The sequence below is a fragment of the Kocuria sp. NBRC 114282 genome, from assembly GCF_030268385.1.
Classification (GTDB): Bacteria; Actinomycetota; Actinomycetes; order Actinomycetales; family Micrococcaceae; genus Kocuria; species Kocuria palustris.
In genome coordinates this window covers 320598-343566 of sequence record NZ_BSQO01000002.1, presented here as the reverse complement: position 1 = coordinate 343566, position 22969 = coordinate 320598, and the positions used below count along the sequence as shown (strand labels likewise).

Genomic DNA, 22969 nt, shown 5'->3' with positions numbered 1-22969 from the left:
GATGACCGGCCCCCTTCAGTGCGCCTGCACGACCCTCGTTCCTCACAGGCCCTTGGTCCGGCGCACCTTCGAGGGGTCGTCCAGATCTGCGGGGTCGTCGAGCTCGGGGTCATACTCGGGCACGTAGGCCTGCCCGCGCTCGGCGGCCTCATCGGCCGCCTTCTCCCGGTCCACGCGCTTCCAGTGCAGGCGGCGCTCCACGCGTTCGTTCTGCTCCCGCTGGACCTCCTCGACGGGGCGATCGCGCAGCATGGCCACCGCGCCCACGGAGGAGCCGTCGAAGACGATCTTCCCGTGCTCGAGCACGATGCCGCGCTCGCAGATGTCCATGATCAGGTCCAGGTCGTGGGAGACGACCACGAGGGTCTTGCCGCGGCGCACCAGGTCCTTGATGCGCCGGATGCACTTCTTCTGGAAGGGCTCATCGCCCACGGAGAGGATCTCGTCGACCAGGAAGACCTCCGGGTCGGTGTGGATCGCCACCGCGAAGGCCAGGCGCAGGTACATGCCCGAGGAGTAGAACTTCACCTGCGTGTCGATGAACTCGCCGATCTCGGAGAAGGCCACGATCTCGTCGAACTTGGCGTCGATCTCCTCCTTGTCCATACCCAGGATCGCGCCGTTGAGATAGACGTTGTCGCGCCCCGACAGATCCGGGTGGAATCCGGCGCCGACCTCGATCAGGCCGGCCACCTTGCGACGGGTGCCCACGCTGCCGGAATCGGGGTGCATGACCCCGGAGATCATCTTCAGCGACGTCGACTTGCCCGAGCCGTTGAAGCCCAGCAGCGCCACGGTCTCACCGTCGTGGATGTCGAAGGTGATGTCGTCGAGGGCCTTGAACTTGTCCGAGAGGTCGTTCTTGCGCCCGCGCAGGATCCACAGCACGGCTTCCTTGATGGAGCGCGTGTGGCGCAGGGTGAACCACTTGACCACGTGATCCACGCGGATGGCCACGGAGTCTTCGGTGAAGACGGCACCGGGCTTCTTGAAGGGAAGAGCGGTCATGGGGATCAGAGCTCCTGGGCGAAGTTGCCCTCGTAGCGGCGGAAGATGCGATCGCCGACGAGCACGGCAGCCACGGACACCAGCAGCGCGAACGGGGTCCAGAACGTCATCAGGTGATCGGCCACGTGCCAGCGCGGCTGCTCGAGCTCCACTGAGGCGAACCAGAACCCGTAGTGGAACAGCTCGACGGCCACGGTCAGCGGGTTGGCGAAGTAGATGTAGTACACCCACTGCGGCAGCTTGTCTTCGACCATGGTGAAGGGGTAGAGCACCGGGGACGCCCACGTGGAGACCATGAGGATCAGGTCCACGAAGTTCTCCGCATCGCGGAAGAAGACGTTGAGCGTGGCGAAGATCAGTCCCAGGCCCAGGGCGAAGATCGCGACGATGAAGAATCCGGCGATCATGCACAGGAACTGCTTGGGCCCCGGGTGCCATCCTGCGGCCAGACATGCGATGAGCAGGATCAGCAGCTGCGGCAGGAAGTGCACCAGGGCCACGAAGAGATTGGCCACCGGGAAGAGCTGCCGCGGCAGGTAGATCTTCTTCAGCAGCCCGCCGTTGTCCGTCATGGACCGCGAGGCATTGCCGAAGATCTCCCCGAAGAGATTCATCAGCACGATCCCGGAGAACAGGTAGATCGCGAAGTTCTCCAGGCCCTTCTCGAGCTCCAGGAAGATGCCCATCGCGATGTAGTAGACGAAGAACTGCACGGCCGGCTTGAGATAGGACCACACCAGGCCCAGCACGGTCCCGCGATAGCGGACCTGGATCTCCTTGTCGACCAGCAGCCTCAGCAGATAGCGGTTCCGGAAGACGTCCAGCAGTCCGCGTCCCTTGCCGGGTGTCATCAGCTCCGGCGCTGTCGTGCTCATCCTTGCTCCTTGCGTCAGTGCGCGCACTGCGGCGCTGGGGCGGCCGTGCGCTGGGATCACGACGACGCCGGGCGCAGCGGCTGGGTGCGCCGCTGCGCCCGTCGTCGTGGTGGATCGGTCATGCGCCGCGGATCAGCGCTGGACGTCCACCGGCGGGTTGTCCTCGAAGGTCTTCGCCCACGCCTCGGGCGAGGTGATCTCGCCCAGAGCCTCGCGGTACTGCTCGGACAGCGAGTCCCAGCGCGAGAGCAGCTCGGCGTGCAGCTTGGCGCTGCGGGCGGTGAGCTCGCGCACCGCCTTGGGGTCGCGCTTGTGCCAGGCCGCTCCGGTGCCGTCGGCATTGGAGACCACGGCCGAGTCCAGGGTGGCCAAGTGGTACCACTTGCCGTCCTGGTGGGCGACCCACTCCTCGGGATGGCTCTGCGCCAGCTCGCGCACCGGCAGGACCGTCTGCTTGAGCAGGGTCTTGACCGCCCACGGCGGCAGCTGCCAGTAGGCCGGCGGCCTGGGCAGGCCTCGGCGCTTGGGCGGACGACGCCGCTTGGCCGCCGGGAACGCGCCCTGGTCCTGGCTGAACTGGGCGTCCGAGAACTCGGACTTCAGGGAGCGGATCTCCGGCATCCTGGTGCCGATCATCCCGTGCAGGCCCTCGGGGCCGCGCAGGACGTCCTCGATGGCCATCAGCACGCACGTTGCGGCGTAGTACTGCATGGAGACCGTGTGCTTGGTGTCCACGGCCAGGGACTCGCGCACCATGCGCCCGCCGCGCGGGAACGGCGAGTGCAGCAGGGCCGCGATCAGGCGGTTGCGCTCGTGGAAGTAGGCCTGCCAGTCGACGGCGTCGTCCTTGTCCATCCAGGACACGTGCCACACGGCCGCCCCGGGCAGGGAGACGGTCGGGTACCCGGCCTCGGCGGCGCGCAGCGAGTACTCGGAGTCGTCCCACTTGATGAACACCGGCAGCGACAGCCCGACGTCCTGCAGCACCTTGCGCGGGATCAGGCACATCCACCAGCCGTTGTAGTCGGCGTCCCAGCGGCGGTGCAGGTTCGGTCGCGAGCGCAGGCCCGCCTCCGAGAAGTCGATGCCGCCCAGATGCTCGATCGGGCCCCACAGGAAGCGGTAGCGGTCGACGACCTCGGCGTAGCCGTTGAGCACCGGGCGGTTGTACATGTCGAACATGTGCCCGCCCACGATCGTGGGAGTGCGGCAGAAGTCCGCGAAGGCGACGGCGCGCAGGACGCCCTCGGTCTCCAGGAGGATGTCGTCGTCGAGGATCAGGACGTAGTCGGAGGCCGAGCCGTCCGCGCGTCCCTGCACGACCTCGTACATGTTGCGGGAGAAGCCGCCCGAGCCGCCCAGATTGCCCTGGCGGATCATGCGCAGCTTCCCGCCCATGGCCTTATCGGCCTCGGCGAAGTCGTCCTCGTCCTCCACGAGCCTGTTGCCCTGGTCCACGATGATCAGCTCGTCCAGGACGTCGTCGAAGCCGTCGGCCTCAGCGATCGTGCGGATCGTGTTCACGCAGTAGTCCGGGCGGTTGAACGTCGTGACGCCCAGGGTCACGGTCCCCTGGGGGGCCGTGTCCGGAACCGACCAGGCGGCCGAGTCGAGGACCATGCCCTCCTCATCGGCGATCAGGTCGAACCAGTACCAGCCGCCGTCGCCGAACGGCGCCAGGGTGAGGTCGAACTCGCTGGTCTGCGAGCCGCCGGGCAGCCGCACGTTCTCCACGCGCTGGGAGATGCCGCGGGCGTTCGAGCGGTAGACGATCAGGGAGCCGGCGCCGGTGGTGGCCACGGACAGCACGACCTTCTCGGCGACCGTCCAGCGGCGCCAGTACGAGGCTGGGAACGCATTGAAGTACGAGCCGAAGGAGACGCGGCGCCCCGAGCGGATGCGCATGGAGCGCCGGCTCAGGATGTCGTCCGGGTGCTCGGCGACCTCGTCTGACGAGCCGGAGGAGCGCTCCTTCCTCAGCGGCCCGTCGACGTACAGGGGGAGCGCGTCGAGATCCTTGGCCTCGGGCAGGACCACCCGGGCCACCTCGCGCAGGGAGCCCTGCGACGACGACGGCGCGTTGGTGATCCGGCCCAGGAAGCCCTGGGCGTCCTGCTCGGCGCCGGTGCTGCCGTTCTGCTCGCTCACGCGTCGATGCCTCCGCTCGTGATCCGATCCCCGCCCCGGAAGTGGGGGGCGATCTTGTTGTCCACCATGGACAGCGCCGACCCGATGGCCATGTGCATGTCCAGGTACTTGTAGGTGCCCAGCCGCCCTCCGAACAGGACCGAGGACTCGCCGGCGGCCAGGTCGCGGTAGGCGAGCAGCTTCTCGCGGTCCACCGTGGTGTTGACCGGGTAGTAGGGCTCATCGCCCTTCTCGGCGAAGCGCGAGAACTCGCGCATGATCACGGTGGCGTCCTTGGTGTAGTCCCGCTCCGGGTGGAAGTGGCGGAACTCGTGGATGCGGGTGAAGGGGACGTCGGCGTCCGGGTAGTTCATGACGGAAGTGCCCTGGAAGTCCTCGATCTCCAGGACCTCCTCCTCCAGATCGATCGTGCGCCAGGACAGATCGCCCTCGACGAAGTCGAAGTAGCGGTCCACCGGGCCGGTGTAGATCACGGGGACCTGGCCGACGACCTTGGACTTCGAGAACTCGTGCGAGTCGTCGAAGAAGTCGGTGTCCAGCCGGACCTCGATGTTCGGATGATCCGCCATGCGCTCGAGCCAGGCGGTGTAGCCGTCGGTCGGCAGCCCCTCGTGGGTGTCGTTGAAGTAGCGGTTGTCGTACGTGTAGCGCACGGGCAGCCGCTTGATGATCTCTGCGGGCAGGTCCTCGGGGGCGGTCTGCCACTGCTTGGCCGTGTAGTGCTTGATGAACGCCTCGTAGAGGGGGCGTCCGATCAGCTGGATGCCCTTGTCGTTGAGGTTCTGCGGGTCGGTGCCCGCCAGCTCGCCGGCCTGCTCGCGGATCAGCTCCCTGGCCTCGCCCGGTGAGTAGGCCGAGCGGAAGAACTGGTTGATCGTGCCGAGATTGATCGGCATGGGGAACACCTCGCCGTTGTGGCGCGTGTACACCTTGTGCACGTAGTCCGTGAACGTGGTGAACCGGTTCACGTACTCCCACACGCGCTCGTTCGAGGTGTGGAAGAGGTGAGCGCCGTAGCGGTGCACCTCGATCCCGGTGCGCTGCTCCTTCTCGGAGTAGGCATTGCCTCCGATGTGCGAGCGGCGGTCCAGGATGACGACCTTCAGGCCCAGCTCATCCGCAGCGCGCTCGGCGACGGTGAGCCCGAACAGGCCCGATCCGACGACCACGAGGTCAGCTTTCATACAGTCTCTCCCGTTCCGGTCCGCTTCCGAACCTGCTCGGGCGACGGACCACATCTCACCCGGCGCGACGCAGCGCGACCGGTCGGCGTGGCCCCCACGGTACCGGAGCGATCCTGGGAGCTCCTGTGGGACGCGCATGATGAGGCGCTTGCCACACCCGGCCGTGCGACCGGTCACGGACTGCTCACGGGCTGGGCGGGACCACGGAGACTCACCGTCAGCGCCGATCCGGCCCGACGTCCTGCGTGGTCCAGTCCACGACGTCCTGGCGGAAGAGGGAGCCGCCCGCGACCAGGGCGGCCGCCGCCACGAGAAGGGCGAGCCACCGGCTCAGCGGCAGGAGGATCGCCACGGCGATGATCATCGCGAACAGCTGGAAGGTCAGCGCCGCGGCACGGGGCCAGCGCCTGCCAGCCCACAGCGCCATGGAGGTGCGCGCCACCCACAGCCCTCCGACTGCCAGCAGGACGGTGAGCATCAGCGTGGTGACCGCGGAGGCGGCGTGGCCCGTGAACAGCCCGGAGAGCATCCAGAGCGCGCCGGCGAAGACCACCACCGACTCGGCGGCCACGATCATCACCAGGGGCACGAGGGCCTGGGGGCGCAGAGGCCGAGCGGCCTCGGCGGTGTCTCGGTGACCGGCGGATGCCACGGGCAGCTCCTGGATGGGTCTTCGGGGCAGCCGCGGACTCGCGCGGCTCCTTGCCGCATCAGCGTATCGCCGCAGGGCACCGACCACGTCCACGAAGGCCGATCCCGCCCGACGACCCGGCCGCGTGATCGGCGCTCGCAGCGGGCTTCAGGAAACCTTCGGGGATTCGGGAATTCACCCCCGAGATCCCCGTCCGGAAGGTGTGTGACGAATGTCCCAATCCCTTGTTCACGTGCGGTTCACATGGAAAAGTAGAGGAAATCTTGAACGGGTCGCTGACGACCTGTCACCCGCCCTCCAGGGCACCCCTCACCTCGCCGGGCATTGCCCCTTCCCGGCCGTCGCGTGCCTTCTGAAAGGAGTCGAATCGTCATGGATTGGCGTTCACACGCAGCCTGCCTCGAGAAGGACCCCGAGCTGTTCTTCCCCGTGGGCAACACCGGCCCGGCCCTGCTCCAGATCGAGGAGGCCAAGGCCGTGTGCCGCACCTGCGACGTCATGGACGAATGCCTCTCGTGGGCCATGTCCTCCGGCCAGGACGCCGGAGTCTGGGGCGGCATGAGCGAGGACGAGCGCCGCTCCCTCAAGCGCCGCAACGCCCGCGCTCGCCGCGCTTCCTGATCAGCTCATCGCCTCGTCACGACGAGGCCTCGTACACCGGCACGGTCATCTCGATGACCGTGCCGGTGTCGTCTCCGGGGCGCCAGCTCACCGATCCGTCGAGCTCCCCCAGCACCAGGCTGCGCACGATCCGGCTCCCCAGCCCCGCGGAGGGCATCGACGATCCCTCGGGCTCATCGGCCGACCATCGTCCGCTGCTCATGGAGGGTTCCATGCCCACGCCGTCGTCGGCGATCGTCACGACCAGCTCCGCGCACGGAACCGGACGGCCTTCGGCGCGAGCCTCCCGGCAGGTCGAGGGGTCCGGATCACGGCGCTGCGCGCTGACCTCGATCGTGCCGTCGCGACCGCTCAGCCCGTGCTCCACGGCATTGGTGAGCATCTCGTTGAGCACCAGGGCCATGGCCGTCACCTGCTGACCCGGCAGCCGGCCGAACCTCCCCGTGACGCGCGTGCGCACGGTCTGCCCGGTGGCGGCCAGCTCGGCGATCGCACGGATCTGGCGGCTGAAGTGCTCGTCGAAGTCCACCGAGCCCTCGGGAGTGTGCGACAGCGTCTCATGCACCGCCGAGACGGCCTCGAGCCGTCGCATGGCCTCCGACAGCCCGCGCCGGGCCTCCGGGCTGTCTGCGCGGCGCGACTGCATGCGCATCATGGCCGCCACGGCCTGCAGGCTGTTCTTCACGCGGTGGTGCGTCTCGCGGATGGCGGCGTCCTTGGAGGACAGCTCGCGCTCGCGCCGACGCAGCTCGGAGACATCGCGGCACAGCAGCAGCGCACCGACCCGCTGACCGTCCTCGGACAGCGGGACCGAGCGGAACATCACGACCACGCGGCCCCGGCGGACCTCCGCGTGGCTGGGGACCCGACCGCGCAGCACGCCCATCAGGCCCTCGTCGACCTGCTCCCCCGCGAAGGCTCCGGAGCCCAGCGCCTCCGTGAGCCGCTGCCCGAGCGCGGCCTCCCCGGCGCCCAGTCGGGCGACCGCGGAGACGGCATTGGGGGACATGAAGGAGACGCGGTCGTCCTGGTCCAGTCTGATGACGCCATCGCCCACGCGCGGATTGCCGCGCCGGGGCGACGGCTGGGTGCCGGCCTGAGGCCACTGCCCCGTCCCCGCCATGCGCATCAGCTGAGCGGCGACCTCGCGATAGCTCTGCTCCCCCGGAGAGGTCGTGGTCCCGATGCTGCGCTCCGAGATCAGCGACAGCAGCGCGATCGGCTGCCCGTCGAAGACGACGGTGGTCACTAAGGCCTGGACGTCGGCAGCCAGCCCCGGCAGCAGCCGCTGGCCCGTGTTGCGGTGGGAGCTCACACCGGCAGTGCCCCAGATCTCGCGCAGCAGAGCGCTGAGCGGGGGGCCGAGATGCTGGCCGATCTGGTCAGCAGGGAAAAGGGTCTGCGTGGTCCCCGGCCGGGCGTGATCGAGGATCAGGAAGTCCGTGTCGCGAGCCGGCAGGCGCATGGCGCCCGGAGCGGGCTCGAAGCTGCGATCGGGGAAGGTCAGGTGGACATCGCCGAAGCCCAGATCGGCGAGCATCTGCCACTCGCCCACGAGCAGATGGAGGTGCTCGACGGCCTCCTCGGAGAATCCATCGCGGCTGCTCAGCTCGACGAGGGACACGCGCTCGGGCTCCTTCCGCTGCAGCGGGCGGCATTGCCCGCACAGGATCGTGGCTTCGAGGCTATCACCGGCGCAGCCAGCCTCCCACGGCCCGTCCCAGACGGGTTCCGCGGACGTCCTCGATCTCCTCCGCATCCTGCTCAGGGCCCAGATCTCCGTCCAGGCGGCGCAGCACCGAGCCGGCCAGATCGCGCAGCTGCGCGCGCAGGCTCGACGACGGCGCGGATTCTGCCAGCACGGAGCCGGCAAGGGCCGCCGCATCCACGGTCTTCGGCTCCCAGGACAGGTGGGCGTCCCACTGCCCCGGTGCACCGATGGCCGCCCATGCCTCCTTCAGGGCGGCCCGGGGCGAGCTTCCGGCGGCAGAGCGTCGCACCCGGTTGGCCACGAGCATGACCGGGGCCGGCGTGAGCTCGAGCAGTCCCGGAAGCGCCCGGGCCGCACGCGGGATCCCGAGCACCTCGGCCGAGCAGACGGCCAGCACCAGGTCGGCCTCGGCCAGCGCGGCCGTGGTGGCCGCCGATCGCCGCGGCATCTCGATCTCCGAGACCAGCTCCTCGTCCTCCTCCAGGCTCGCCCCGACGTCGACCACGATCACCGGCGCTGGCCCGCGCGACGGGGCGGCACGGGAGCCGTCGGCGAGCTGAAGAGCCCGGGGCATGTGCTGGCAGGCGCGCAGCAGCCGGCGCACGCTGCCGGCGCGCAGCTCAGGCCAGCGCTCGGGGCGCGTGATCCCGGTCAGCACCATGAGCCGGCCGCGGCCCACCTGGACCTCCACGGCCGCCCGCTCGAGGGCCTCCGGGCTCAGCCGATCCCGGTCCGCGGCTCGACAGGCCAGGGCGACGCCGGCCGTCTCATCGAGCAGCCCCAGCAGCGCCGCCGTGGACGGGCCCCAGGTGTCCAGGTCCACGAGGGTGGTCTCCACGCCCTGCTGGGCCAGCTCCGCCGCCAGGTTGATCGCCACCGTCGACCGACCCGGGGAGCCGTGCGGTCCCCAGACCACGACCACGCGCCCTCGAGGAGGCAGACCGCTCGAAGCGTCGAGGCCCACCGCCTGCTCGGGCTCCTCGAGCAGGCGGTGCCATGCTGCCTCTGCATCCTCATGATCGGGATCGAGCCGATTGCCGCTTCCCTCGGACTGCCCGGGCGCGCCCCTGCCAGGGTCGACGACGCCCACGACCTCGTCGCAGCCGAGCATCAACGGCGGATCGCCGGGGCGGAAGCGCGGCCCCTCAGCAGCCTCCAGGAGGCGCTGGGCGATCTGTCGCGCCGGAAGCTGGGCAGGGACCTCGAGCGCACCGAGGCGCTGCCAGTCGATGGCATCGGAGGCAGGATCGTGGGCGTCGTGGGCCAGGCGGTCATCCGGCGCGTCCTCTGCCTCCGCCCCGTCGAGCACGGCGACGAGCGGCTCGTGGACGACCACGGCCACCACGGCGCCGTCGCGGTGCAGCGCATCCAGGGCCGGTGCCGTCAGCTCGGGCTCATCGGCGTCCACCAGAACGGCCAGCGCCAGGCCCGAGCGCACCACGGCCAGCAGCTCGACCAGGTCCCCGCAGCGGCGCACGAGCGTCACCGGCCCGTGCAACCGGTCGACCTCCTGTCCGAGCAGATCCGCCTGCTGGCCGAGGCAGGCCAGCGGAAGGCTCATCGTCCGCCGCCCAGGTGCGGCACCAGCGTGATCCTGGATTCGCCGGACAGCGCCCCCACGACCGCCTCCACGTCCGCGGAGTCCACGAGTACCTGGGCGGTGGCGTCGTCGTCAGCGGCCAGCCCGCCGGCGGTTTCCTCCACGCCGGCGAGCTCCGCCCCCTCCAGGATCTGCACCGGTTCGTCCCACCGCCCGCCGGTCCGATCGCGCTGGGAGGCCCAGATGTCCACGTGGTCCCCGGCCTCGGTTCCCGACGGAAGCGGAGTGGCCAGCGGGATCCCGATGGGACGACGGTCGATGTCCTCCTGCCGCCCCAGGGATTCCGTGGGGATCAGCTGCCCCTCCGGAACGCGCTGGAGCACGACCGAGCCCTCGTGCAGCTGCTGCGCCCCGGCCACATACTGCTCGCCCGTGGACTCCAGCCGCAGGTCGACGGTGCGCAGGTCCTCGGCCGTGACGGTCTGACCGACCTCCAGATCCCGATCGGCCACGGCGAAGGACTCCGTGGCATCGCCGTAGGTCACGGTGGCGGTCGTGGCGGCGATCGCCACCACGACGAGCCCCAGCCCGACCAGCAGCCGCGGCTCGCGCCAGCCGGGACGACGCAGCCGTCCGGCCGTCGCGGTGCTCGAGGCGCCCGAGGCGCTTCGGGATGTCGTGGTCGAACCGGATCTGAGCACGTTCGCCTCCTGGACTCGGCACAGCGCCGCGGGCCGTCCGTGGCGCTGCGATCGGCCATGCGCGCTTGCGAGCGGACCGATCCGGTGCTCATCGTGACCCGGCGAGGGCCCGCCCGGGAGACCTCGACTGGAACTGTGGACGACTCGATGACTTCAACTGCGCTCAGACGGCACGAACTGCATGCCTCTCCACGGCAGTGCGCATCATCCGGGGGCGAACCGCCTCAAGGCGGCTCATCCACAGCCTCTGCCCACGTCAGCGCACTGGATGGCACAATGTCCACGGCCGCAGCCGGCCTTGGCCCCGACCCCGGAATCTCAGGAGATCACCATGGCAGAGCCGCAGTTCCTCACCCTGGCCGATGTCGCCGACATTCTGGCGATCTCGGCCTCCCAGGCCCGGGCCATGGTCCGCTCGGGCGAGCTTCCGGCCATCCAGGTCGGCGGCCGCGGTCAATGGCGGGTCGAGAAGGCGCGCTTCGAGCAGTGGATCGAGAAGCGTCACCAGGAGACCGCCGAAGCCGTGCGCGCGGGCGCCTCCCTGGACTGAGGCCTCAGGCGCGCCCGGCCGCCGCGGCGTCCGAGACCACGCAGGCGATCGCCGAGAAGGGCACCGTCCGCATGGCGCGCACCGCCCGACGACGCCGGAACTCGTCATCCGGATGCATCGCCAGATCCAGGTGATCGCGCCCGGCCCGGTCGATCGTCCCCTCCAGCGCTGCCCCCGGCACGCCGTCGACCAGGATCACCCGCACCCCCGCCCTGGCCTGCGCCAGCGCCCGCACCGCCTGTCCCAGCCCGAGTCGGCTGCGGCGCTGCGGATCGCCGCGACGCCGATCCAGCCCCTCGACCCACAGCACCGACTCCAGCGGGATCAGCAGCTGGACCGCGGAGCCGTCGAGCATGACCCAGCCCATCCCGGCACCGGCCGCCTCGCCGCGCACCGACGAGCCCCCTCGCAGCCCCACATGGACCGCTGCGCCCTCGCAGCCCAGGAACCGGTCCTGCAGCAGCGCCTCCGCGGTCTCGGCGCGAGTCAGCTCGGCCGCCTCCCGCTCCACGTCTCGGAAGCGCTCGGCCGCCAGCTGCGCTTCCATGTCAGCGAACAGCTCATCCCAGCGCATCGGCTCCCCCGTCTCCCGAACGCCCCGCCCGCGGCAGGCCACTGCGACCAGCCGTGGACCGACCTGCCCGGAGTCTACGAAAGACATCCCTTCACGGCACTTCATATTGAGAATCATCGTTGATTGACACCTGAGGCGCCCTACTGGAAGCTATAAGCATCAAAAGTCACCAGATGGCATCAAATGACAGCATCCGAGAGGATCTGACGCTCCGGGCCTCCGGCTCGGGCGGGGTGCGCAGAGCAGGTGACCATGACGCCTGGAGGCAACCATGTCGGTGCAGTGCGCAGCCCGCTTCGCTCCCCCGCCGCCCGTCGAATCCACCGCCGGACTCAGCGCATCCGGCCGGTCTCACGGCTCGTCCGCCCGGCGCGGTCTGGGCACCGGGACCGTCCTGCTCCTGGCCGGCGGTGCCGCCGCGAGCGCCTGGGCGGCCCCCGCCTCCGCAGACGCGCAGGTCGAGGCCCCGGCACCTGACGAGCAGCGCGAGAGCGCCAGCGATCTGCCGGTCCAGAGCCCCCGCACCGCGGTCGGCTCGCCGGTGAGCCCCTTGTGGAGCGCTGCGACGATGCCCGGCGCCCTCGACGCAGCACCCACCGGAGTCGCGACCGCAGAGTCCGCACCCATCGTGCATGCGTCTCCGCCGCAGACCTCGCCGGAGCGGATCCAGGACCGCCTGGCCCAGGCCACGCTGGTCCTGCGCAGCGGAGAGAGCCTGTGGTCGCTGACCGGTCAGCTGCTGGGGCCCGATGCCTCGGCGGCGGAGATCGCCCGGTCCTGGCCTCTGCTGTGGGAGGCCAACGCCGATCAGATCCGGGACCCGGATCAGGTGGCCGCCGGGACCGTCCTGCAGGTCCCGCCGCAGCTGCTGCCCGAGCAGTGAAACCGACCGGCCCGGCCCGCTCGAGACGCTGTCACCGGCCCGGCCCCGCCTCGCTGCCGTCTCTTCCACCCGCCCTTCCGTCCCTGACTGCCCCAGGAGTCCGCCATGCCCATCACCTCGCACCGCCCGCCGACCCCGCGCACCGGGGATCGCACCGCCGCACCAGGCACGGCCCGCCCGTACGTCTGGCGTCAGCAGCAGCGCACAGCTCCGCGACCGAGCGCACCTGGCACCGAGCGCGAGCGCGCCACGGCTCTGATCCGAGCCGTCGCCGTCGCTGCCGTCGAGGTCCTGGCCGGCGCCCGGCCCGCCAGGCAGCTCGCCCGCTGGGCCGAGCCGGAGATCGTGGATCGTCTTCATCGCCGAGCCGTCCTCCTGCAGAGGCGCAGAGCTCTGGAACCCGCTGAGGCGCCCGTGCACCGCGTGCATCAGCACTCGGAGGTCCGCAGCCAGCGCGTGTGCGCCGTGGACGCCGGAATCTACGAGGCAGCCCTGGTCATCTGCGACGACGCCCGCTCCCGCGCGGTCGTGGTGCGGGCCGAGCGGCAGGAGAAGGCCTGGCGCATCACGGTCCTGGAGGTCGGCTGAACCATCCCTGCGGGGCCGCCCGAGCACGGAAGAGGGGCCGGGCGGAGGCACTCGCCTCCGCCCGGCCCCTCCGACCTGCCCGGACCGTCCCTCATGGGCGCAACGTCCTCAGTCCTCGGACGACGCCCGCTTCTTGGCCTCGCGCGCGGCCTTGGCCTCTGCGGCACGGCGCTCGGCGCGCGATCGCGGCTGGGCCGGGGCCTCGCCGCTGGAGGCCGCCGGATCCGAGACCGACGACGCGGTCGGAGCCGAGGCCTCTGCCGATCCCCGGGAGGAGGCCTCGGAGGACTTCGCGCCGCTGCGCTCGGTGCGCACCTGGGTGCGTCCGCTCTCGCTGGGTGCGGAGTACTGGAGGAACTTGGGCTGCTTCGGCAGCCCGGCCCCCAGCGGTCCGCCGCCGGCGTTGGCGCGCTGCGAGCTGAGATCCACCGAGAAGAGGTAGGTCACCGTCTCCTCGCGGATGCCGTCCATCAGGTTCTGGTACATGATGTGGCCCTCGCGCTGGTACTCGACCAGCGGATCGCGCTGAGCCATGGCGCGCAGCCCGATGCCGTCCTTGAGATAGTCCATCTCGTAGAGGTGCTCCGGCCACTTGCGGCCCAGCACGGAGAGCACCACTCGGCGCTCGAGCTTGCGCATGGCCTCGGAGCCGATCTGCTCCTCGCGCTCCTCGTAGACGACCTCGGCGTCCGAGACCAGCTGCTCCCGCAGGAACTCGGTGCTGAGCTTGTCGCGCCCGCCCGCTTCCTCGATCAGCTCGTCCTGGGAGACCGAGACCGGGTAGACCGTGCGCAGGGCCTCCCACAGCGCGTCAAGGTCCCAGTCCTCGGGGTGCCCCGAGCTGGTCTTCTCGACCACGATCGAGCCCACGACCTCTCGGAGGAACTGCTGCACCTGATCCTGGAGGTCGTGGCCCTCGAGGATCCGGCGGCGGTCGGCGTAGATCGCGGTGCGCTGGCGGTTCAGGACGTCGTCGTACTTCAGGACGTTCTTGCGCTGCTCGGCATTGCGGCCCTCGACCATGTTCTGCGCCGAGGCGATCGCCCGGGAGACGATCCGGAACTCCAGTGCGGTGTCCTCCGCGGCGTTGGCCATCAGGCGAGAGGCGCCGCCGGCGTTGAACAGGCGCATGAGGTCGTCGTTCAGGGACAGGTAGAAGCGCGACTCGCCGGGGTCGCCCTGACGGCCGGCGCGCCCGCGCAGCTGGTTGTCGATGCGACGGGACTCGTGGCGCTCCGTGCCCAGCACGTACAGCCCGCCGAGCTCCTTGACCGTCTCGTGCTCGTCGCCGATCTCCTGCTCCGCGGCCTCCAGGATCTCGGGCCACTTCTGCTCGTAGCCCTCCGGGTCCCGGTCCGGGTCCAGGCCGAGCTCCTTCATGCGCTCCATGGCGATGGCCTCGGCATTGCCGCCCAGGATGATGTCCGTGCCGCGACCGGCCATGTTGGTCGCCACCGTGACGGAGCCCTTGCGCCCGGCCTGGGCCACGATGGCGGCCTCGCGCTCGTTGTTCTTGGCGTTGAGGACCTCGTGCCGGATGCCCCGCTTGGACAGCAGCTTGGAGAGGTACTCGGACTTCTCCACCGACGTGGTGCCCACCAGGATGGGCTGGCCCGTCTCATGGCGCTGCTCGATGTCCTGGACCACGGCCGCGAACTTCACGACCTCGTTCTTGTAGACCAGATCCTCCCGGTCCTCGCGGACCATGGGCCGGTTGGTCTCGATGGCCACCACGCCGAGCTCGTAGGTGTTCATGAACTCGGCCGCCTCGGTCTCGGCGGTGCCTGTCATGCCGCCGAGCTTTTCGTAGAGGCGGAAGTAGTTCTGCAGGGTGATGGTCGCCATGGTCTGGTTCTCGGGCTTGACCTTCACCTTCTCCTTGGCCTCGATCGCCTGGTGCTGGCCCTCGTTGTACCGACGGCCCTTCAGGATGCGTCCGGTGTGCTCGTCGACGATCTGGACCTCGCCCTTGACCACGACGTAGTCCTTGTCTCGGGCGAAGAGCTCCTTGGCCTTCAGGGCGTTGTTCAGGAAACCGATCAGCGGCGTGTTGGAGGTGTCGTAGAGGTTCTCGATGCCCAGCCAGTCCTCGACCTTGTCGATGCCGGGCTCCAGCACGGAGACCGTGCGCTTCTTCTCGTCGGCCTCATAGTCCTCGTCCAGCTCCAGCCGCTCGACGAGCGAGGCGAAGACCGAGTACCAGCGGTTGGCCTCGCCGGAGGCCGGACCGGAGATGATCAGCGGGGTGCGGGCCTCGTCGATGAGGATCGAGTCGACCTCGTCGACGATCGCGAAGTTGTGCCCGCGCTGCACCAGCTCGTCGACCGACCAGGCCATGTTGTCGCGCAGGTAGTCGAAGCCGAACTCGTTGTTCGTGCCGTAGGTGATGTCCGCGGCGTACTGCTTGCGGCGGACATCCGGGGACTGGCCCGCCAGGATCGTGCCGGTCTCCATGCCCAGGAAGCGGTAGACGCGGCCCATCTGCTCCGCCTGGGAGGAGGCCAGGTAGTCGTTGACCGTGATGACGTGGACACCCTTGCCGGACAGCGCATTGAGGTAGGCGGGCGCGGTGGCCACCAGGGTCTTGCCCTCGCCGGTCTTCATCTCGGCGATGTTGCCCAGGTGCAGCGCGGCCCCGCCCATGAGCTGGACGTCGTAATGGCGCTTGCCCAGCACGCGGTGCGACGCCTCGCGGACCACGGCGAAGGCCTCCGGGAGCATGCGGTCCAGGGACTCGCCGTCCTCGAGGCGCTGGCGGAATGCGTCCGTCTCCGCACGCAGCTCGGCGTCGGTGAACTTTCTGAAGCCGTCCTCGAGCGTGTTGATCGCATCGGCATAGGACCGCAGGCGGCGCAGGACCTTCTTGTCGCCGGTCCGGAGCACCTTCTCCAGGATGGACGCCACTGGCACACGCTCCTTGATCGTGGGGGCTGCGTCGCCGTGGTCGATCCGAGGCACGGCACGGGACCTCCCGCGACGAGCTCCCCGGTCCGAGGCCGTGGGGTCGGCCGGCGACTCAGGACAGTCTACGGCAGGGCGCATGAGCGCAGACGCGACCGGGAGTCCTCCGGTCGCGTCTGCGGTGCGCTGAGCGCGAAGTCCGCACGAGCGGCTTCCAGGCCGAGCCCGCGGCCCGGCGGGGGGTCCGTTCAGCTGGCCTGGTAGGCCCTCTCCTCCACGGTCTCCGGCTCGGCGACGGAGTCGCTGAGGGAGATCACACCGTATTCCCAGCCCTTTCGGCGGTAGGCCACGGAGGGCTCGTCCGTGGCCGAGTCGATGTAGAGGAAGAAGTCGTGCCCGACGAGCTCCATGCGGTCGATGGCCTGGTCCGCGCTCATCCGCTCTGCCGGAAAGCTCTTGCGGCGGATCTCGACGGGCGGGACGTCCTCGCTCAGCGCGTACTCGGTGTCGAAGGCCTCGGACTCCGCCGCCGAGAGCTCCTCCGGGGACGCGTAGGGGCGGTCGCTGATCGGCAGGACCGGAAGGGCGGCGGTGGCCTCGTGGACGGCGGTGGGGCGGTGGTTGCCGCGGTGGATCTTGCGGCGATCGCGCGCGCGGCGCAGCTGCTCGATGAGCTTGGCGTAGGCGGAGTCGAAGGCCGCCTGCTTGTCATCGCCGCGGGCCTCGGCGCGCACCACGGGTCCGCGGCCGATGACGGTGGCCTCGACACGCATGCCGTCGTGGCCGGGCTGGGGGTTCTCCTTGAGGACCTTGATCTCGATCCGCTGGACCTTGTCGCCCAGCTCCTCGAACCTCGCCACCTTGGTCTCGACGTATTCGCGGAAGCGATCGGAGATGGTGACGTTCCGGCCCTGGATGGTGAGTTCCATGATGTCCTCCCAGTCAGCGGACCGGCTCCCGCAGGACGGGGGACAGTCCGTGGTAGACCCTGCGGAGGCCGACGAGGGCGACCCCCACCCGGGACGAGGGGTCCCGGTAACAGGATATTACCCGGCTCACACCTGCGATTCATCCACCGGCCTCCGGAGATTCGCGCGCCGACCTTGCGGTCTGCGCTGAGGGCGCGCCCACCGCGCCCAGCACGACGGCGCCCCGCACCTCGATGCCGCCCGCCTCGAGCCGGCGCGCCGCCCGGCGCAGTGTGGAGCCCGTGGTGAGGACGTCGTCGACGAGCACCGCCGAGACCGGCACCGGCGAGCGCAGCCGCCGCCCCGGGCGCTGCAGCACGAACGGGTCCTCGGCACGTGCGCGTCCGGCGGCGTCGCGGGTCTTCTGCGACCCCGTCCACGGCGAGGGCCCGAGGTGCAGAGCGGCCCCTGCCGTGCGCGATCGGTGGGCGAGCCACGGCTCGATCCGCGCGCCTGCCGGCAGCAGGCCCTCGCGCCCCGCCCTTGCCAGCAGCTCGCCCACCGGATCGGACCACCGGCGCCGCAGCGCTCGAGCGGACGTGGGGATCGGCACGAGCACCTGATCCGCAGAGTCCTCCCCGAGCCCGGCGCGCACGGCGCGAGCGAGGATCGGTGCGAGCACGGGAAGCAGATCGGACCGCCCGCCGTCCTTGAAGGCCATCAGGCACACCGCCAGCTCGAACTCGTACGACCCAGCGGCCACGACCGGCAGCCCGCCGAGCTGAGCGGCGCCGGTCTCCACCCGGCGCGGTCGCGAGCAGCTTCGGTGCAGCAGGCGACGACAGGGACGGCACACCGACTCCCCCGGCTCCCGGCACACCGCGCACTGGACCGGCACGAGAGGCTCGATCCCTCGAAGAGCGACCTGGCCCGCCCGGGCCAGGCGCAGCTCCAGGGACTTCCCAGAGGCCGCGCTGCTGCTGCGCCCGGACCGGGCTCGACGACTCACGGGCTGGCTCACGGCGGCAGGATCTCTGATCGGCAGAGGACCCGGACCGGCTTCGTGGCGCCCCGCGACTCCCGCGGCCCGCGCAGCGGAGGCGAAACGGCCTGTGGAGCCCGAACGACCCGGCGGCGGCTCAGCCGGCGTAGGCGACGTCCGAGACCTCGTCGGTCTGCGGCGACCAGGCCTCGCCGGTGAGCAGGCGCAGCTCGCCGTCGCTCTCCACGTAGATCTCGCCTTCGCCGTCGCCGCCGGCGATGTTCTGCACGCCGTCGACCACGGTCGGCAGGCTGCGGTGGCGACCCGAGACGTCATAGACCTCCGGCGTGCTGCTGGAGTCCCCCTCGGCTGCCACGACGAAGGCCGAATCGCTGATCCAGGCGGCGTAGGCCGGAGGCTCGACGGCGTCCAGATCCACCAGCTGCGGGTCGTTGAGCCGCACGGGCTCGCCATCGCCGCGGCGGATGATGCCGGCCAACAGGATCCGGGAGTCGTCGCCCTCGTCGGTGAGGATGAGGGCACGGGTGCCTCCGCGGGCGACTCGCAGGCTGGCGATCGGGACGCCCTCCAGCGAATCCGCCTGCACCTGCAGGGCCGGGCGGCCGGGCTCGTCGATGCTCGCGGTGCTGACCGCGCCCTCGTCGTCGGCGGTCCAGGCCCAGCCGTGCTGATCCACGGACGGATCCGTGAGCCCGGAGCCGCTGACGCGGTCCACCGGCCGGGGAGCGGCCGAGGAAAACGTCACCATGGTCTCGGCCTCGTCGGCCAGCGCCGCGAACTGATCCATCTCCCGGCTCATGGCCGGCGCGGCGGGCGAGCGCCCCTCGAGGACATCGGCGAGCTCGGGCACCGGGCTGATCTGCCCGCCCTGGTGGAACACGAGCTCCTCGTCGCGCAGGGCGATCTGGCGCCCGGGCACGGAGGCCACGGTGGAAGGCAGGTCGGCGGCCTCATCCGGTGCCAGCTCCACGGCGGAGTCGTTGACGGACATCGCGACGCTGTCGACCGACTCGAGGTCCTGGAGCGTGAGCATGATCTGCCCGTAGATGCCCTGCGTGGTCTCCAGATCAGCGGTGCTGAAGTCCGGGATGGTCATCTCGACCGAGGCCTCCCCGTCCTGGATGGGCACCGTGGAGCCCTCTGCGAGCTCGGCTCCCTCCGGGATGTGGGAGCGCACGGCACCGTCCAGGTAGGGAGCCGGGCCTTTGATCAGCGCGCGCATCAGCTGCGTGGAGACCACGGGCCGATCCGGGAACCAGCGGGGGTCCGGCACGGCGTATTCGCCGCCCGGCTCCATGAAGTACAGGTTGTAGGGCTGATAGACGTCGTCCAGGTTCGTGGCCGGGATGAGCACGGCGTCCGGGGCCGAGGAGATGCGCCATTCGCCGTCGACCTGGGTGAGCTCGAGATCGAACTCATCGGTCGAGCCGGGCTCCTGCCGGTTCATGATCCCGTTGACGTCGATCTGGGCGCGGGTGTCCACGCTCACGCGGACCTGGTCGTCCTCGAGCCCCTGCTGGATCCCCGCCTCTCCGGAGAACACATAGGTCTGCTGCCCGGGGCGCCAGCTGTCGGCCAGCTCCGGAGCCAGGTACCGGCGAGCCGCGGCGTAGTCCTCAGCGGCGCCCTGTCCGGCTGCCAGGAAGTCGGTCACGATCTGCTCGGGACTCGCCCCGGGGGCAGGAGCAGCGAACTCCGGCTCGGCGGACTCGGTGGTCGAGGACGTGGGCGGCTCGGCCACGTGCACGGGACCGGACGTGGGGATCGACGCGCAGCCGCCCAGCACCAGGGAGCCGACGACGCCCATGGACAGCGCCAGGCGAGCGCGCGAGCCGCGCGCACCTGCTGCCCGCGGATCGGGGATGTCCTGGCTCATGACGAGCTCCTTCCATCGGCGTCGTCGTCATGGGGGCCCTCCGGATCGGCCGGCTCGGAGCCGCGGCGCTCGGGATCGGGCAGCTGCTCCGGCAGGTCGCGGAAGGCCGGGAGCTCGCCGGTGTCATCCGGGAACAGGTCCTCGTAGGACTCGTCCAGGTCGTCCTCCTCGAAGTAGGCGGGCGGCTGATCGGGAACCGGAGCATCGCGGAAGGCCGTGCCGCCGATCGGCTCATCAGGCAGAGGGGCGCTGCGTCCGCCGTCGAGCGCGCCGCTGCGCATGCCTGAGCCGTCGCCGTGCGCGCCTGTCGGATCGCTCGGCGCGCCGGAGGCCTCGGACCCCACGGGCGTGAAGCGCGGGCCGCCCTCCGAGCGACCGGCCGCCGAGGCCCCCACGAACGTCCCGCCGATCGACTCGTGCGCCGCCCCCGAAGGCGCCGGTCCGGAAGCCTGCGCCCCGTCCTGCTCCGGAGTCCGGGACGCCTCGGGAGCGGTCTGCTCCTCCTCGTCCTCGGCCTCATCGGCCGCGCGACGGATCTGCGCAAGCTGCAGCTGCCCGGTGGAGCGCGAGACCACCGAGTCCTGGTCCAGCGGGATGGCGACCATGGTCCCGGTGTCCGTCACCACGCCGACGACCGGCATGGACTCCGGATCCGGCGGCAGCTCGACGGGCGGCCCGTCGTCCTCGGACAGCGGGCGCGACTGCAGCAGCGGCAGGGACAGCCGGAAGCAGGCGCCCTGTCCGGGCGAGCCCCAGGCGTCGAGCCAGCCGCCGTGCAGACGAGTGTCCTCGGCGGCGATCGACAGCCCCAGCCCCGTGCCGCCCGTGGTGCGGGCGCGCGCCGGGTCTGCACGCCAGAAGCGGTCGAAGACCTTGGCCGTCTGCTCCTCGGTGAGCCCGATGCCGTGATCGCGCACCGCCACGGACACCGCGGTGCCCGAGGCGCGCACGACGATGTCGATCGGGCGGCCCTCGCCGTGCTCGATCGCGTTGACCACCAGGTTGCGCAGGATCCGCTCGATGCGGCGCTGATCCATCTGCACCAGGATCCGCTGGCGGTCGGCGTGCACGCGGATCACCGTGTCGGCATTGGCGGCCAGGGGGGCGGCGGTCTCGAGCACCCCGGTGATCTGCTGGATGATGTTGACCCCGGTGATCTCCAGGCGCGCCGCACCGGCGTCGAAGCGGGAGATCTCGAGCAGGTCGGCGAGCAGGACGTCGAAGCGGTCGACCTGGTGGTACAGCAGCTCCGCGGAGCGCCGGTTGACGGGGTCGAAGTCGTCGCGCGCATTGTGCAGGACCTCGGCGGCCATGCGGACCGTGGTCAGCGGCGTGCGCAGCTCGTGGGAGACGTCCGAGACGAAGGTCTGCTGCATGGACGAGAGCTGCTCGAGACGGGTGATCTGATCCGCGAGGTTGTCGGCCATGCGGTTGAACGATCGGCCCAGCCGGGCGACCTCGTGCGAGCCGTGGACCTCCATGCGGGCATCGAGGTTGCCGTCGGCCAGCGACTCGGAGGACCGGGCCGTGTAGGTCACCGGGCGCACGATCTCGCGGGTCACGTACCAGACCACGCCCGAGACCAGCAGCGCCTGGACCAGCGTGGCCAGAACCAGCACCGCGTGCATGGCATCCAGGGTGCGCTGGGGCTGGGAGAAGTCGTGGACGAAGTAGAGCCCGTACGGCGAGCCCTGCCTCGGCTCCACGACCTGGCCGACGATCACGACGGGCACGGACGGTCCGTTCTCGTCGATCTGCGCCGAGCCGGACTGCCAGTACATGCCCTCGTCCACGCCCACGCTGCTGGCGACCTCCTCCTGCAGCTCCGCCGGGATGGTCTGCTCGCCCAGCCACGGCTTCTCCGACTGGGGCGGGAGCGAGTCGTCGCGGCTGTCGTCCTCGTCGTGCAGCGGCAGCAGCACCCAGCGGCTGCGCGCCCGGTCGCTACCGGAGTCCAGCCCGCTCAGGGTGGAGGACACGAAGGTCTGCAGCTGCGCCTGGTCGCCGCCCTCGGAGGCATCGAAGCTGGCCTGCACGCTGCGGTAGTCGGCCTCGGACTGGCTCAGCGCCTGGCCCAGGGTGTCGTTGAACAGCCGCTCGGAGATCTGGTGCGAGAGGAAGCTGCCCGTGACCAGGAAGACGATCAGCGCCCCGACCAGCGCGATCGACACGGCACGGAACTGCAGGGAGTGCCGCCAGCGCCGCAGCACCAGCCGAAGGCGCAGGCGCGCCCCGCCGATGGGTCCGCGGTACCGGCGCCGCCGCCTGCGTGCGGCGCGGGGGTCGGTATGGACGACCGTCTCCTGTCCGGGGACATCGACGACTCCCACAGGAAGCGTGGGTCCCGCCGAGCCCGCCACGGACTCGTCGTCCGGGCGCGCGCCGGCGACCGCGGACGAGCCGTGGACGCCGGTGGAGGAGGGGTCGGTCATGACGAGGGGGTTCTGGGAGGTTCTCAGCGGTGCTCGTGGCCGGCGCGGTAGCCGACGCCGCGCACGGTGACGATGATCTGCGGGTTCTCGGGGTCGCGCTCGACCTTGGAGCGCAACCGCTGGACGTGGACGTTGACCAGGCGGGTGTCGGCGGCGTTGTGGTAGCCCCACACCTGGCGCAGCAGCATGTCGCGGGTGAAGACCTGCTCGGGCGAGCGCGCCAGGGTGGCCAGCAGCTCGAACTCGAGCGGGGTCAGGGCGATCTCCTCCTGTCCGCGCAGCACGCGGTGGCCGGTGATGTCCACGGTGACGTCGCCGACCACGAGCTCGGTCGAGGTGGCGCGCGAGCCCGGGCGCAGCCGGGCCTTCACGCGGCCCAGCAGCTCGGCGGGCTTGAAGGGCTTGGGGATGTAGTCGTCGGCCCCGGCCTCCAGGCCGCGCACGACGTCGTCGGTGTCCGACTTGGCGGTCAGCATCACGATCGAGGTGTCCGAGAACTCCCGGATCTCGCCGCAGATCTGGATGCCGTCCTTGCCGGGCAGCATCAGGTCGAGCAGCACCACATCCGGCTCGGTCTGGCGGAAGGCCTCCACGGCCTCGGCTCCGTCGGCGCAGAAGATCGTCTCGTAGTCCTCGGCGTTGAGGATGATGCCGATCATCTCCGCCAGTGCTGCGTCATCATCCACCACGAGGATCTTTGCCTTGGCCACCGGATCGCCTCTCTGCTTCGCGACATCTGCCCGGATCCCTGCGGCAGCGCGGCGTGCTGGTCGTGCGAGGGTGGGCTCCCGTCCATCATGTCAGCTCTGCCGCC

The 22969-nt window shown here is 70.5% G+C and carries 18 protein-coding genes and 1 pseudogene; 4 read left to right on the top strand and 15 right to left on the bottom strand.

What is annotated here, in order from left to right; all coding sequences use genetic code 11:
• Positions 1-243: 243 nt before the first annotated feature.
• The 5 genes and pseudogenes from QSJ40_RS05240 to QSJ40_RS05220 form a co-directional block, all read right to left on the bottom strand.
• A pseudogene (locus QSJ40_RS05240) lies at positions 244-1008 on the bottom strand (ABC transporter ATP-binding protein); the annotation flags it as partial.
• 5 nt (positions 1009-1013) lie between these two features.
• Positions 1014-1883 (bottom strand): ABC transporter permease, encoded by an 870-nt coding sequence (locus QSJ40_RS05235; RefSeq protein ID WP_006215300.1) that lies wholly within the window; start codon positions 1881-1883, stop codon positions 1014-1016.
• 132 nt (positions 1884-2015) lie between these two features.
• Positions 2016-4031, bottom strand: coding sequence for a glycosyltransferase (locus tag QSJ40_RS05230; protein ID WP_006215301.1), 2016 nt, complete (start codon positions 4029-4031; stop codon positions 2016-2018).
• Entirely contained in the window at positions 4028-5215 is a 1188-nt protein-coding gene (gene glf / locus QSJ40_RS05225) for a UDP-galactopyranose mutase (protein ID WP_006215302.1), read from the bottom strand. Before glf ends, QSJ40_RS05230 begins: the two co-directional genes overlap by 4 nt.
• Positions 5216-5432: 217 nt before the next feature.
• Positions 5433-5867 carry a hypothetical protein gene (locus QSJ40_RS05220; RefSeq protein ID WP_285729392.1) on the bottom strand — a complete coding sequence of 145 codons (435 nt, stop codon included), beginning with the start codon at positions 5865-5867 and terminating at the stop codon, positions 5433-5435.
• A 372-nt stretch (positions 5868-6239) separates the two neighbouring features.
• Here QSJ40_RS05220 and QSJ40_RS05215 point away from each other — a divergent pair, with 372 nt between their 5' ends.
• Positions 6240-6488, top strand: coding sequence for a WhiB family transcriptional regulator (locus QSJ40_RS05215; RefSeq protein WP_006215304.1), 249 nt, complete (start codon positions 6240-6242; stop codon positions 6486-6488).
• Positions 6489-6504: 16 nt separating this feature from the next.
• Here the strand turns inward: QSJ40_RS05215 and QSJ40_RS05210 are convergent, their stop codons facing one another.
• The 3 genes from QSJ40_RS05210 to QSJ40_RS05200 form a co-directional block, all read right to left on the bottom strand.
• Positions 6505-8112, bottom strand: coding sequence for a sensor histidine kinase (locus QSJ40_RS05210; protein ID WP_006215305.1), 1608 nt, complete (start codon positions 8110-8112; stop codon positions 6505-6507).
• A 64-nt stretch (positions 8113-8176) separates the two neighbouring features.
• Positions 8177-9760 carry a CpaE/TadZ family protein gene (locus QSJ40_RS05205; protein ID WP_006215306.1) on the bottom strand — a complete coding sequence of 528 codons (1584 nt, stop codon included), beginning with the start codon at positions 9758-9760 and terminating at the stop codon, positions 8177-8179.
• Positions 9757-10440, bottom strand: coding sequence for a CpaB family protein (locus QSJ40_RS05200; protein ID WP_006215307.1), 684 nt, complete (start codon positions 10438-10440; stop codon positions 9757-9759). Before QSJ40_RS05200 ends, QSJ40_RS05205 begins: the two co-directional genes overlap by 4 nt.
• 331 nt (positions 10441-10771) lie before the next feature.
• On the opposite strand from QSJ40_RS05200, the gene QSJ40_RS05195 reads away from it, so the two are divergent.
• Positions 10772-10990, top strand: a complete 219-nt coding sequence (locus QSJ40_RS05195) for a helix-turn-helix domain-containing protein (protein WP_006215308.1) — start codon at positions 10772-10774, stop codon at positions 10988-10990.
• A gap of 4 nt (positions 10991-10994) precedes the next feature.
• Here QSJ40_RS05195 and QSJ40_RS05190 read toward each other — a convergent pair whose 3' ends face one another.
• Positions 10995-11537, bottom strand: coding sequence for a hypothetical protein (locus QSJ40_RS05190; RefSeq protein WP_157796658.1), 543 nt, complete (start codon positions 11535-11537; stop codon positions 10995-10997).
• Between the two features lie 298 nt (positions 11538-11835).
• Here QSJ40_RS05190 and QSJ40_RS05185 point away from each other — a divergent pair, with 298 nt between their 5' ends.
• Both QSJ40_RS05185 and QSJ40_RS05180 read left to right on the top strand, forming a co-directional pair.
• Positions 11836-12447, top strand: coding sequence for a LysM peptidoglycan-binding domain-containing protein (locus QSJ40_RS05185; RefSeq protein WP_006215310.1), 612 nt, complete (start codon positions 11836-11838; stop codon positions 12445-12447).
• Positions 12448-12552: 105 nt separating this feature from the next.
• Positions 12553-13035 carry an Rv3235 family protein gene (locus tag QSJ40_RS05180; protein WP_006215311.1) on the top strand — a complete coding sequence of 161 codons (483 nt, stop codon included), beginning with the start codon at positions 12553-12555 and terminating at the stop codon, positions 13033-13035.
• Positions 13036-13143: 108 nt separating this feature from the next.
• Here the strand turns inward: QSJ40_RS05180 and secA are convergent, their stop codons facing one another.
• The 6 genes from secA to mtrA all read right to left on the bottom strand — a co-directional run bounded on the left by secA (position 13144) and on the right by mtrA (position 22865).
• On the bottom strand, positions 13144-15939 hold the full coding sequence (gene secA / locus QSJ40_RS05175) for a preprotein translocase subunit SecA (RefSeq protein ID WP_285729383.1): 2796 nt from the start codon (positions 15937-15939) through the stop codon (positions 13144-13146).
• A 245-nt stretch (positions 15940-16184) separates the two neighbouring features.
• A complete protein-coding gene (gene hpf / locus QSJ40_RS05170) occupies positions 16185-16865 on the bottom strand; it encodes a ribosome hibernation-promoting factor, HPF/YfiA family (RefSeq protein WP_006215313.1) in 681 nt (226 codons plus the stop codon).
• A 139-nt stretch (positions 16866-17004) separates the two neighbouring features.
• Positions 17005-17865: a ComF family protein gene (locus QSJ40_RS05165; RefSeq protein ID WP_200860755.1), complete on the bottom strand. Its 861-nt coding sequence runs from the start codon at positions 17863-17865 to the stop codon at positions 17005-17007.
• 118 nt (positions 17866-17983) lie between these two features.
• Complete coding sequence (locus tag QSJ40_RS05160; protein WP_285729377.1) at positions 17984-19723, bottom strand: LpqB family beta-propeller domain-containing protein; 1740 nt, start codon at positions 19721-19723, stop codon at positions 17984-17986.
• Entirely contained in the window at positions 19720-22155 is a 2436-nt protein-coding gene (gene mtrB, locus QSJ40_RS05155) for an MtrAB system histidine kinase MtrB (RefSeq protein ID WP_285729375.1), read from the bottom strand. The genes QSJ40_RS05160 and mtrB overlap by 4 nt, the downstream gene beginning before the upstream one ends.
• A gap of 23 nt (positions 22156-22178) precedes the next feature.
• Positions 22179-22865 carry an MtrAB system response regulator MtrA gene (mtrA, locus tag QSJ40_RS05150; protein WP_285729373.1) on the bottom strand — a complete coding sequence of 229 codons (687 nt, stop codon included), beginning with the start codon at positions 22863-22865 and terminating at the stop codon, positions 22179-22181.
• Between the last annotated feature and the right edge of the window lie 104 nt (positions 22866-22969).